The sequence below is a fragment of the Frankia sp. AgKG'84/4 genome (assembly GCF_023242965.2).
Lineage (GTDB): Bacteria > Actinomycetota > Actinomycetes > Frankiales > Frankiaceae > Frankia.
Genome location: NZ_JALKFU020000121.1, coordinates 1 through 11,518, shown reverse-complemented (window position 1 = coordinate 11,518; position 11,518 = coordinate 1). Strand labels below are relative to the sequence as shown.

Here is an 11,518-nt window from a genome sequence, read left to right as displayed (position 1 = left end):
CGGCCCGGTCGCGGCCACCGGGCGGGCCCCCTCCCGGTCGGGCGGACCCGGCGGATCCATCGACTCCGCGTGCGACATGGCGGTCCTTCCCACCCCGTCGAGACTTTCGTGCTCGTCGACCGGCCGGTCGATGACTGCCTCGTCGTGGACCGGGGGGCGGCGGGAAAGCACCCGCATCGCCACCGTGAACCGCTCCGTGGCACGCTGCTCGGAGGATGTGTCGTGGCGGCGCAGCCACATGGGGATCAGTACGAATCCCCAGACCGCGACGATCGCCACCCAGATCAGCGCGCTCATCGGAACATCACTCCTCGACGGGCAACGCACGCGGTGTGGGGCGACGCGGGCGGATTCGAGACCGCGTGTCGACCGAACACCGGACGTACCGCATCGAATACCGGGCGCGCACCGCGCGCGCCGGACGCGACAGGCGCGGCGGGGGCGGCGGTGCAGACCATGAGGAGCCTCTTCTCGACACCAGCGGATTGCGATTTCGAGGATGACGCTAGTGAGCGAAATCCACGTGGTCACCGACCCGAACCCCGCGTGTCGCATCCGCAATGAGGTGGGCGCTGATCGTCCCGCCGTCGTCCAACCAACTTCAGGCACCAGGGAAGATCATGGGACAACATACGGCGGCACTCGGGTAAAGCACGGGGGACCAGCTCCGCGCTGGAATGAGCTTCGCCGTGAGTACGGGAACAACAGGGGGTGACCGTGGACCCCGGCGTCCGCATGACGACAGCCCCGATGCGCACGACGTGGAACTCATCACCCCCACCTGGGCGCCACCCACCCGTGGACCCCCGGCTGGCGCCAGGAACGCCCGAGGTCGGGCCGCCGCGACGGAGCTCAGGGCGGCCGGGGTCACCGTTTCGGTTCCGCCCAGGTGCCAACCCACGGGGCCCGCCCCGTCGAAACGCCGACCCACCGAAACGCCGACCCACCGAAACGCCGACCCCATCGAAACGCCGACCCCACTGCAACGCCGACCCCACTGCAACGCCGACCCCACTGCAACGCCGACCTCACTGCAACGCCGACCCCACCGAAACGCCGACCCCACCGAAACGCCGACCACCGGGCCACGGACTCGCCGGGCGGGGTCTCCCGCGGGTGCTCAGCCGCGCCGCGTGTTCTCCCGCAGGCGATACACCAGACCCGTCGGAACGTCCTCCGTCGTGAGGGCGAAGGAGAGGTGGTCGCGGTAGTGGCCGTCGATGGCGAGATAGCGCCGGTGCAGCCCCTCCTCGCGGAAGCCGAGCTTGGCGAGCACGCGCTGGCTGGCCGCGTTCTCCGGGCGCACATTCGCCTCGACGCGATGCAGCCCCACCGGGCCGAAACAGTGGTCGACGACCAGCGCGAGCGCGGTCGGGGTGATGGCCCGGCCGGCAAACTCACGGTCCACCCAGTAGCCGACCTGGGCACTGTTGAAGGCGCCGCGGGCAATGGGCGAAACGGTCACCTGGCCGACGAGCCGGCCGTGGAAGGCGACCGCGAACGGCAATGCGACCCCGATTCGGGCCTGCTGGCGAAGGCGGTGCCACATCTGCCGGTAGATGCCGACGGTCTGCCGCTGGGCCCAGGTCTCCCGGACCATCACGAGGCCGGGCGGCGTCGCCTCCCAGGGCGCCAACCAGTCGGCGTTACGCAGGCGCACCTCGACCCAGGCCGAGGCGTCCCGCAGCCGCAGCGGCCGCACCAGCACGGGCCCCTCGGACAGGACCGCCGGCCACCCGGGGGCCCGCACCATGGCCGCGTTAACCTCCGACCTCGGCCGGTCCGGGCCCAGGCCCGTGGTCGTCGGCCCCCCGCAGCTGGGCGACAGCGTGCGCAAGGACCCCGGCGAGCACGCCGAGCCCGTCGCGGACCCCACCGGTGGAGCCCGGCAGGTTCACCACCAGGGTGGATGCGGCCGTGCCGGCGAGGCCACGGGAGAGCACAGCCGTCGGCACGGCGTCGCGGCCCGCGGCCCGCAGCGCCTCGGCCAGGCCCGGGATGGGTCGTTCGAGCACGGCGTCGGTCGCCTCGGGCGTCACGTCACGCGGCCCCAGGCCGGTGCCACCGGTGGTGACGACCAGCTCGATGCCGGCGGCGACCGCCTCGCGCAGGGCGCCCTCGATCCGTTCCCGCTCGTCCGGCACGACCCGCGGCGGCTCGACGGCGAACCCGAGTTCGGCGAGCCCGCTGGCGAGCAGCGGCCCGGACCGGTCCGGATAGACTCCTCGGTAGGCCCGGTCCGACACCGTGACCACCCGGGCCCGGGAGCCGGCCGGCGGCCTGGCCGCGGCGCTCACCGGGATTCGCTCCCCGCGCCAGGGGCGGGCTCACCCGCCGGTTCCCGGGACGGCTCGGCCCGCCAGTCCCCGCGCCGGCCGCCGGTCTTCGCCAGCAGCCGCACACCGGTCAGCTCGGCGCCGGGATCGACCGCCTTGACCATGTCATGCAGGGTCAGGGCGGCCACGGTCACCGCTGTCAGCGCCTCCATCTCGACGCCGGTCCGGTCCGCGGTCCGCACCGTGGCGGTGATCTCCACGCCGTCGTCGCGGACGGTGAGCTCCACCGTCACCCCGGAGATCGCGATGGGATGGCACAGCGGGATGAGGTCGGGGGTGCGCTTCGCGCCCATGATCCCGGCGATCCGGGCGGTCCCGAGGGCGTCGCCCTTCGGCACGCCGACGCCGCGCAGCAGGCGCACGACCTCCGGGGTGACCCGCAGCAGCCCGGTGGCGGTGGCCGTCCGGCTGGTCACGTCCTTCGCGGAGACATCGACCATCCGGGCCGCGCCGTGCTCGTCGAGGTGGGTGAGGCTGGGCCGCGTCATCAGCTGGTGGGCTCCGGGCCGGGCCCACGCGGCGCGGGGGCCGACGCCGGCGCGGCCGGCTCGGATCCCCGCGCGCGGGAACCGTTCGTGTCCGTCGAGTCGGAATCCGCCCATCCCATTCCGGAGAGGATGGACCCTGTCCCGTCGCCGAGCAACAACGCCACGAGTCGCGAGCCTGCCGGTGCCTCCGTCACCTCCTCCGGAACGATCACCAGCGCCTGCGCGCTGGCGAGGGAGGACAGCTGATGGGATCCCTGCCGGCCGGCCGGGCGGGCGACCGTGTCCGGGCCGGGGCGCCCGTCGGGATCGAGGTCGTGCAGGGTGACCCGCACGAAGCCGCGCCGACCCGCCAGCGAGCGGATCGGCGCGTCGAGGGTCACCTCGGCCCGTGGCAGGCCGGTCGCCGGCAGCCCGCGCATGCGTTGCAGCGCCGGCCGGACGAACAGGTCGAAGGAGATCAGCGCGCTGACCGGGTTGCCCGGCAGGGTGAAGACGGGGACGCCGCCGACCACGCCGAAGCCCTGCGGTTTGCCGGGCTGCATCGCGACCTGGTCGAACTGGATGCTGCCCGCACCGGTCAGCACTTCCTTGACGACGTCGTACGCGCCGACACTGACCCCGCCGGTGGTCACCACCGCGTCGTAGTCGGGCAGCAGGGCGTAGAAGGCCTTGGTGAAGGCGTCGGCGTCGTCCGGTACGCCGGTCAGCCGGTCGACGACGGCGCCGGCCTCCCGGGCGGCGGCGGCGATGGCGTGGCTGTTGGAGTCGACGATCTGCCCGTCACCGAGGCGCGAACCGACCTCGACGAGCTCGCTGCCGGTCGAGAGCACCGCGACCCGGGGCCGCGGGTGCACGGGCGGGCGTGCCACGTTCGCGGCGGCGAGCAGGCCGATCTGGGCCGCGCCAATGATCGTCCCGGCGGGCAGGATCAACGAGCCGGGAGTGACGTCCTCCCCGGTCCGGCGGACGTACTGGCCGCGGTCGACCGGTCGGTGCACGGCGACCGACGCCTGCCCGCCGTCGGTCCATTCCTGCTGGACGACCGCGTCCGCACCGCGCGGCAGGGGCGCGCCGGTCATGATCCGGGCCGCGGTGCCCGGCGCCAGCGGGGCCGGGGTGCCGGGCCCGGCGGGGATGTCGGCCTTGACCGGGAGGATGACGGGTTCCTGCTCGGTGGCGCCGGCGACGTCGGCGGCGCGCACGGCATAGCCGTCCATGGCGGAGTTGTCGAAGCTGGGCAGCGCCACGGTCGCCCGGACGGCGGCCGCGAGCACGCAACCGTGGGCCTGGTGCAGGTCGGCTCGCCGGGGACGACCCGGCGGGACCGCCGAGAGGATCCGCTCCAGGTGCTCGTCCACCGTCGTCATCGGCGCAGGTCCCCGTTCCGTGCCCGTAGACGGCGGCTCGCGCTGCGCGAGCCGCCGTCACCCGGGCTACGGCCGTCGGAGCCCGGGCGTCACCTCGACACCCTCCGGTCACGCGCAGTGGCGCGACCGAGCCGGACCGTCGGCCGACGGCGGACCGCACGGGGCCGCCCGCCGGCCGGTTCCGGAAGCGTTACCGACCCGCGATGGGGCCGTTGAGGTTAGAGGAATGCAACCAGGCTTGTCCGGTAGATGACAAGTGGATGAAATACCGCAATCAGGACAGACCTTCCTTCGGTCCACCCGCCGCGACGTACTCCTCGATCCACGGATAGAGTTCTGGACCCAGATCCGCCCGTTCACAGGCAAGCCGGATGACGGCCTTCAGGTAGTCCACCCGGTCACCGGTGTCATAACGGCGGCCCGTGAAGACGACGCCATGCACGGGGCCAGCCTCCGGATCCTCCGCCGCCCGCAGCGCCAGGGTCCGCAGCGCGTCGGTGATCTGGATCTCCCCGCCGCGGCCGGGCGGCGTCTGGCGCAGCACCTCGAACACCTCGGGCGCCAGGACGTACCGGCCGATGATCGCCAGGTTGCTCGGCGCCTCGGCGATCGGTGGCTTCTCCACCAGGTCCCGGATCTTCACGATCGGATAACGGTCATCGGGCCCGCTGGCCACCGGCTCCACCGTGGCCACGCCGTACAGCGACACCTGCTCGCGCGGGACCTCCATCAGCGCGATGACGCTGCCCCCGAAACGCGACTGGACGGTCAGCATCTCCGCCAGCAGGGGATCACGTTCGTCGATGAGGTCATCACCAAGCAGGACCGCGAACGGTTCGTCGCCGACGTGCGCCGCGGCGCACAGAATAGCGTGACCCAGCCCACGCGGTGAGGACTGACGAACGGAATGCACCTCGGCGAGCGAGGACGACGCGCGCACCCTGGCCAGACGAGACTCGTCGCCCTTGCGCTCGAGAGCCGCCTCGATCTCACCTTCTCGGTCGAAATGATCCTCGATGGCCTTTTTGTTACGACTGGTGACAAGGAGGACGTCGCGCAGCCCGACCCGCGAAGCCTCCTCGACGACATATTCGATTGCCGGCCTGTCGACCACCGGCAGCATCTCCTTGGGCACTGCCTTCGTGGCCGGCAGGAAGCGCGTACCCAGACCCGCGGCCGGAATTACCGCCTTCGTCACTGGCATGGACAGACCTTAGCGGGACCGGCGCGGCAGAAGCATCACCGCGGCCGCCTTCAGGGACAACACACAGCTCACAGCGCTCCGGAACCGGACGAGGCGATGACGTTTCGTCCCCGGACGGCTTCGGTGGCGCCCGAAAAGCGGGCTCAGGCAAGGCCCTGCCCGGCTGGACCCGGGCACGGGTGGCCCTCGCCACGCGACACCGTCGCCCCGGCGGGGTTCACGGTGCATCATCCAGGGTCAGCGACCGCAGCAACGCCCCTGCGGCGCCGATCAGCGGGAGGCCGCGCGCATGGTGGGACACCACCTTTCACCAGATGATCAGCGGTCCTCCGCCGCCGGCCCCACGGCGCCCGACCCGCGCCCCCCGGGCGCGCCCGCTACGGAGGGCACCGGCGAAGCCGAACCCGACGCGGACGGGCCACACCAGGCCGCCGGGACGGCACCCCTCGAGGCGGTGCCCGCCGAGACGGAGCCGGCCGAGACAGCGCCGGCGGAGACGATGCCTCTCGAGGTGGTGCCCGTCAGTGCCGTCAAGCGCCGGCTGCGCGCCCGGCTGCTGGCTCAGCGCCGCGCCCTCGGGGCGTCGCGGCGCACTTCCTGGCCGCGGCCGGGCTCCGCCACCCTGGCCACCCGGATCCTGCGGCTGCCCGAGGTGGCCGGCGCCCAGTGCGTGGCCGCCTATGTCGGACTGCCCGAGGAGCCGGATCTTGGTGATCTGCTCGCCCGGCTGGTGGCGCATGGCACCCGGGTGCTCCTGCCGACCCTGCGATGCGATCTTGATCTGGACTTCCGCGCGCATGTCGGCACGCTCGTACCGGGTGCGCTCGGCACGCGGGAACCCCCGGCGGCGGCGCCGGCCGGCGACCTGGCCGAAGCCGGCGCGGTGATCGTCCCCGCCCTGGCCGTCGACCGTGCGGGGCGCCGGCTCGGCCGCGGTGGCGGCTCCTACGACCGGGCGCTGGCGCGGGCCGTCGGCGCCACGGTGATCGCCGTCATCTACGACCAGGAACTGCTGGATCTGGTGCCGTCAGAGCCGCATGACCGCAGCGTCGACATCATCGTCACACCGAGTCGTACTCTACGGTGCGAAACCGTCTGACGGACCCGGGAACATCCGGGCCCGCTCACGAGCTAAAGTTGGCAGTCGCCACTACCGAGTGCCAACGCCGGGAGGAGTACGTGCCTACCTACCAGTACCGCTGCAACGACTGCGGGCGCGATCTCGAAGTCGTCCAGAGCTTCAGCGACGCCTCACTGACGGAGTGCCCGACCTGCGCCGGCCGACTTCGGAAAGTGTTCGGTTCGGTGGGCGTGGTCTTCAAGGGCAGCGGCTTCTACAAGAACGACAGCCGGTCGGGCTCCTCGGGGGGTGCCACCCAGCAACGTCCGAAGGACACCGCCGGCGACGCCGCGAGTTCCAGCAGCACCAGTTCGACGTCGACCAGCGGAGACTCCTCGTCGGACTCCTCGTCCGGCGCGGCGGCGGGCAGCGGGACGCCTGCCTCGTCCTCCGCGAGCACGAGCACGAGTACGGCCTCCAGCACCGCGGCGGCCTGACCCACCGGCTGACCCACGGCCACTGTCAGCCACGGCCGCTGTCAGCCACGGTCCCGCGAGCCTCGCCGACCACCGAAGGCGTCCGGGCGTCCGCGCCCGGACGCCTTCGGTGCGTCTGACCAGGCGCGGGCATCCCCAGGCACCCGAACCGGCCGGGCGTGCCGGTGCCGCGTGGTCCGCCCGCGGGCGCCCGGCGCACACCGGACCGCGACCCGCCAAGAATCCGGCCCAGCGCGCGCGGCCGACCGCCGTCGGGGCCAGCGCGGAGCATGTGACATCGCCACCGCTCCGCCATGCCGCCTACTCCACTCGAAGCAAACGACCTATTGGCCCAGTTCACCGAAATGCGCTTGAGAGCAAACAGTGCTCTCTGTCGTACCGCATTTCAGGCGCGACCCGCTCGCCTGCGCCAACGAGCCGCGGGACCACACCGGACACCGATCCCGATCGGACCAGACCGGATCGTGCGCCGACCCGGCAGCCCGACCAGGCGGTCTACTGTTTGCGCCGCCGATAGTGCTCCACGATCCAGGCGTCTACCTCTCGCTTGCGCCAAACTCGGGTCCCTTTGGCCCCACTACCCGTCGGCGCGTTGATGACCTGCAAGGGTGCCGGAAACCGGGAGTCCTTGCGTGTCCAGTAGTCCACCGCCTGGCGAGTGATCTTGAGTTGGAACGCGATGTCCCCGATGCCGACCAACTGCTCACCGTCGTCCACGCGGAACATCGTAACCACTTTGCTCTTCCCCAAGAACCTCGCTAGGGTCTAATTTGCTCGACAGCAAATTATGCGGAGGAGGAAACCATGCCCCACACCCCGCGCCGCGCCGATGAGGTCGGGGCGCTGTTAGACCGCGACGAGGCATACGACGAGGATCCGATCGGGGATCCACCGATCACCGTCGCCCGCTACCGAGCGGCGCTCCGGGCGGCCCTGGCCGCCCAGGCCCCGGAGCCCGGCGTGGTGGCCAGTGCCTGGTCGCAACGAGAGGCAGACGCCTTTCTCGCGGGCAGCAGGGCCGCCTTGCGCCTCGTCGTCGAGATGATTGGCCACGCGCTGGCCATGCCGCCGCCACCGCGCGGCGTAGATTGACCGTCGGCGGACTGGCCGGCGGCTGACCGCCGCCCACCCGGGCCGCCACGATGGCGCGGGTGGCCGGTCGGCGGCGGCCCGCCTCGACAACACCTCGGAATCCGTGACGGGCACACCGGCCGGCCGTTCCGACGGGACACCCGGCCACGAGCGAGCCGCGCCGCACATGCCCCGCGCACAAGGCACAATCACGCCGGACAGGCCCGCCGTACAAGCCGGACAGACACGCCGCACAAGCACGCCGTACAAGCACGCCGTACAAGCACGCCGTACAAGGGGGAAGACCATGGGCGTCACCGAGCCGAGTGAGGACGACTGGTTCGACGGCGAACGGGAGATCGGATGGGGCGACGAGTCTTTGTCCGAGGACGAGGATCCGGACATCGAGCGGCTCCTCGCGGATCTGCCACCGCACCACGTGGAGCGCTGACCAGCGTCGTCACCGATCGCCGGTGGGGGTGGCCGCCGGCCCGGAAAGTCCGGCGCCCACCCTTTCCGGCGTAATGCGCCGGCGCGCCCGGTAAGCCCCCATGGCCGACAACTGTGCCAATCAAGATGTCTCGGCGCGAATTGGCCGGAAGCCGGTCCGTTTTCCCCGAGCGCCCTGGACCAGTACCCGGAAATCCGTCGCCGCGGCCGCATTCCGCCGGGGATTCCGCCGGTTCGGCGCGCCGTCAGCGTCCGTGCACGTCGGCGAGTACCCGGGCGAAAGCGGCTGGCGCCTCAAGATGGGCCGCGTGCCCGCAGTCCGGCAGGACCCGTACGGTCAGGCCGAGTCGTTCCCGCAGCAGGGCTGCGGCGCGATGGCGCACCGGCGGCGAGTTCGCGCCGACCGTGACGATCGTCGGCGCCGTCCGTGCGGGCAGCGGCCCCGGTTCGAACTCGAGGAACATCGACAGGTCACGCTCGACCGCCGCCGGGTCGGCCGGTGCGTCCGCCGGCGTCCACGCGGGGCCGTAGAGGACCCGGGCGAGCGCGACCACCCCGCCGCCGGCGTAGGCCTGCGCCACCGGCGCCAGCAGGCCGGGCAGCAGCGATCCCACCGCCGGTTCATGCAGCACGGCCCCCGCCAGCGGAACACCCGCGGCGAGCAGGGACAGGCCCAGCGTGGCCCCGCCGCTGACCCCGCCGTACACCGCGCCGTCGAGCAGCGGCCGCAGCGCCGCCAGCTCGGTCGGGAGACTCCCGCTCGACGGCCGGTCCGGCGTGTGCACCCGGCGGCCGCCCAGCTCCCGGCGCACCAGACGCCACACCGCACCGGTCGTCGCGGTGCCATGCACCAGGACGACGGGTGGTGCCATCCCGGCGGAGTCGGGCAGCTCCGCCCCGACGTCACCCTCCGTGCCGACCCTCGCGTGGCCTTCCGTGTGCCCGGCCGAGCTGAGCTGTGCCACTGCGGCCCCTCCCTTCCGAGGTTCGGCGATCATTCCGAGGTTCGGTGACGTCCGGCCCGCCGCCGACCCGGCCGCACCGGGCCAGCCACGGCCGGTGTGCGGATCCGACGGCGACAACGGTCCGCACCGTTAACAGGCTCGCAATCGCCGACAGCCGAACGTAACAGTCGATGCATTGATTGGAAACATGTGAATCCTTAACGTCCCAACCATGTACACGATCCTGTATACAGGTCAGTATGCAATACGGAAGGAAAGCCTGTCACGGCCGCCTCCACGGACCGGAGGGAAGACCTCTTCCGGCCAGGCTCGACTGGCCCGGCCGAGGCGGGTGCCGCGCTACCCGGCCCGATGCCGGATGCTCGGCTGCATGACTCCGTCCCCGTCCTCCCGGCCCACCGCCGGGAATCTTCGCGACCAGGCCTATGTCGCCCTGCGTCGACGACTCATGTCCGGGGAGTTCTCCTTCCGCGACCGGCTCGCCGAGGAACGCCTCGCGGCCCTTCTCGGCGTCTCCCGCACCCCGATCCGCGAAGCCCTGACCAGGCTCGCCAGCGACGGCCTGGTGCAGAAGCGCCCGGACGGCGGTTACTACCCGGCCGAGCCCGACCTGAGCGGGCTGCGCGACCTCTACGAGATCCGGGTCACGCTCGAACTGCGCGGCCTGGAGCGCGCGGTGGAGTCGGGTGCGGCCCACGACCCGGCACTGCTCGAACCACTGCGGGACACCTGGCGGGGGCTGCGCGACGATCCGCCCGCCCCCGATCCCGCCTTCGTCGGCCTGGACGAGGGATTCCACATCGCCCTGTCCCGGGCGTCCGGGAATGCCGAGCTGGCGAACATGCTGGATTCGATCAATGCCCGGATCCGGCCTGTCCGCATGTACGACTTCGTGACGGCCGACCGTGTTCACCTGACCATCGACCAACATCTCGACATCGTCGAGAGGGTGCTCTCGGGCGATCTCGAGGGCAGCGTTGTCGCCCTGCGCCGACACGTCGGCGAGTCCATGGACGTCGTCGAGAAGCGCGCGGCCCGGGCGATCACCCAGATGGTGCTCCACCGCCACAACACTCCGGCCGGCAGGGGCTGACCGCCCGACACGATCTCCGCACGCCGACCACCCACTGTAACGATCACCGTTGCCGTCCGCCGGTTCACAGCCGACCTGCCGGCTCGCCCGAGAGGAGCCACCATGACCATCACCACGTCCGCCGTCACCAATGGTGACGCGGAGTCCACCACTGTGCCGGCCGCTCCCGGACGCCCGGCCGTCAGCGCGGGGCCTCCCCCACCGAACGCTGCTCGGCTGAGCGCGGCCAGCGGCCTGCGGATCGGCCCGGTCAGCGCCGAACCGTACGCCTGGCCGTACGACGGTTCGTTCAGCCCCGCCACGACCGCCGTGATCAACATAGACTGGCAGGTCGACTTCTGCGGCCCCGGCGGCTACGTGGACGCGATGGGCTACGACCTCTCGCTGACCCGCGCGGGCCTCGCGCCTACGGCGGCGCTGCTGGACCTGCTGCGCCCGCTCGGCTTCCTCGTCGTCCACACCCGCGAGGGCCACCGGCCGGACCTGTCCGACTGCCCGCCGAACAAGCTGTGGCGCTCGAAGCGGATCGGCGCCGGCATCGGCGACCGCGGTCCGCGCGGGCGGATTCTCACCCGCGGCGAGGCCGGCTGGGAGATCGTGCCCGAGGTCGCGCCGCTGCCTGGCGAGATCATCATCGACAAGCCCGGCAAGGGCTCCTTCTACGCGACCGACCTCGACCTCGTCCTGCGCCGCCACGGGATCACGCACATCATTCTGACCGGCATCACGACCGACGTCTGCGTGCACACGACGATGCGTGACGCCAACGACCGCGGATACGAGTGCCTGCTGCTCTCGGACTGCACCGGCGCGACGGATCCGGCCAACCACGCGGCCGCCCTGCACATGGTCAAGATGCAGGGTGGCGTCTTCGGCGCGGTCGCGTCCTCCGAGGCCGTGCGGTCGGCGGTCACCGCCGCCGCCGCCCCCCGAGCGGCCCCCCCCGGCTTGGGCTCCACCCGCCTCCCCCCCAGACTCTTATAAAAA

The 11,518-nt window shown here is 72.0% G+C and carries 14 protein-coding genes and 1 pseudogene; 6 read left to right on the top strand and 9 right to left on the bottom strand.

All coding sequences use genetic code 11. The features are described from left to right. The 6 genes from MXD58_RS10550 to galU form a co-directional block, all read right to left on the bottom strand. The coding region (locus MXD58_RS10550; RefSeq protein ID WP_250609263.1) for a SepX/GlpR family protein at positions 1 to 297 on the bottom strand (297 nt) is incomplete at its 3' end. A gap of 823 nt (positions 298 to 1,120) precedes the next feature. Next, the gene (locus tag MXD58_RS10545; protein WP_248836653.1) at positions 1,121 to 1,750 is read right to left on the bottom strand and encodes a GNAT family N-acetyltransferase; all 630 of its coding nucleotides are present in this window, start codon (positions 1,748 to 1,750) and stop codon (positions 1,121 to 1,123) included. A 10-nt stretch (positions 1,751 to 1,760) separates the two neighbouring features. Beyond that, positions 1,761 to 2,297: a MogA/MoaB family molybdenum cofactor biosynthesis protein gene (locus MXD58_RS10540; protein ID WP_248836450.1), complete on the bottom strand. Its 537-nt coding sequence runs from the start codon at positions 2,295 to 2,297 to the stop codon at positions 1,761 to 1,763. Further along, positions 2,294 to 2,824: a cyclic pyranopterin monophosphate synthase MoaC gene (gene moaC, locus MXD58_RS10535; protein WP_248836449.1), complete on the bottom strand. Its 531-nt coding sequence runs from the start codon at positions 2,822 to 2,824 to the stop codon at positions 2,294 to 2,296. The genes MXD58_RS10540 and moaC overlap by 4 nt, the downstream gene beginning before the upstream one ends. Next, on the bottom strand, positions 2,824 to 4,191 hold the full coding sequence (gene glp, locus MXD58_RS10530) for a molybdotransferase-like divisome protein Glp (RefSeq protein WP_248836448.1): 1,368 nt from the start codon (positions 4,189 to 4,191) through the stop codon (positions 2,824 to 2,826). Before glp ends, moaC begins: the two co-directional genes overlap by 1 nt. A 274-nt stretch (positions 4,192 to 4,465) precedes the next feature. Further along, positions 4,466 to 5,395, bottom strand: coding sequence for a UTP--glucose-1-phosphate uridylyltransferase GalU (gene galU / locus MXD58_RS10525; protein ID WP_248836447.1), 930 nt, complete (start codon positions 5,393 to 5,395; stop codon positions 4,466 to 4,468). Positions 5,396 to 5,894: 499 nt separating this feature from the next. Here galU and MXD58_RS10520 point away from each other — a divergent pair, with 499 nt between their 5' ends. Both MXD58_RS10520 and MXD58_RS30245 read left to right on the top strand, forming a co-directional pair. Beyond that, positions 5,895 to 6,494 (top strand): 5-formyltetrahydrofolate cyclo-ligase, encoded by a 600-nt coding sequence (locus MXD58_RS10520; protein ID WP_250609262.1) that lies wholly within the window; start codon positions 5,895 to 5,897, stop codon positions 6,492 to 6,494. Next, positions 6,479 to 6,667, top strand: a pseudogene (locus MXD58_RS30245) (FmdB family zinc ribbon protein); the annotation flags it as partial. The gene MXD58_RS10520 and the pseudogene MXD58_RS30245, both read left to right, overlap by 16 nt. A 62-nt stretch (positions 6,668 to 6,729) precedes the next feature. Here MXD58_RS30245 and MXD58_RS10510 read toward each other — a convergent pair. Both MXD58_RS10510 and MXD58_RS10505 read right to left on the bottom strand, forming a co-directional pair. Then, complete coding sequence (locus tag MXD58_RS10510; protein ID WP_248836445.1) at positions 6,730 to 6,969, bottom strand: hypothetical protein; 240 nt, start codon at positions 6,967 to 6,969, stop codon at positions 6,730 to 6,732. A gap of 478 nt (positions 6,970 to 7,447) precedes the next feature. After that, positions 7,448 to 7,678, bottom strand: coding sequence for a hypothetical protein (locus MXD58_RS10505; RefSeq protein ID WP_173402713.1), 231 nt, complete (start codon positions 7,676 to 7,678; stop codon positions 7,448 to 7,450). Positions 7,679 to 7,756: 78 nt separating this feature from the next. On the opposite strand from MXD58_RS10505, the gene MXD58_RS10500 reads away from it, so the two are divergent. Together MXD58_RS10500 and MXD58_RS10495 are read left to right on the top strand one after the other, a co-directional pair. Beyond that, positions 7,757 to 8,044 (top strand): hypothetical protein, encoded by a 288-nt coding sequence (locus tag MXD58_RS10500; protein ID WP_248836444.1) that lies wholly within the window; start codon positions 7,757 to 7,759, stop codon positions 8,042 to 8,044. 286 nt (positions 8,045 to 8,330) lie between these two features. After that, on the top strand, positions 8,331 to 8,474 hold the full coding sequence (locus tag MXD58_RS10495; RefSeq protein ID WP_248836443.1) for a hypothetical protein: 144 nt from the start codon (positions 8,331 to 8,333) through the stop codon (positions 8,472 to 8,474). Between the two features lie 244 nt (positions 8,475 to 8,718). On the opposite strand, the gene MXD58_RS10490 is transcribed toward MXD58_RS10495, so the two are convergent. Next, on the bottom strand, positions 8,719 to 9,438 hold the full coding sequence (locus MXD58_RS10490; RefSeq protein WP_248836442.1) for an alpha/beta fold hydrolase: 720 nt from the start codon (positions 9,436 to 9,438) through the stop codon (positions 8,719 to 8,721). Between the two features lie 370 nt (positions 9,439 to 9,808). Between MXD58_RS10490 and MXD58_RS10485 the strand changes: the two genes are divergently transcribed. Then, the gene (locus tag MXD58_RS10485) at positions 9,809 to 10,531 is read left to right on the top strand and encodes a GntR family transcriptional regulator (protein ID WP_248836441.1); all 723 of its coding nucleotides are present in this window, start codon (positions 9,809 to 9,811) and stop codon (positions 10,529 to 10,531) included. Positions 10,532 to 10,633: 102 nt separating this feature from the next. Beyond that, positions 10,634 to 11,515, top strand: a complete 882-nt coding sequence (gene biuH / locus MXD58_RS10480; protein WP_250609261.1) for a biuret amidohydrolase — start codon at positions 10,634 to 10,636, stop codon at positions 11,513 to 11,515. Positions 11,516 to 11,518: the final 3 nt, after the last annotated feature.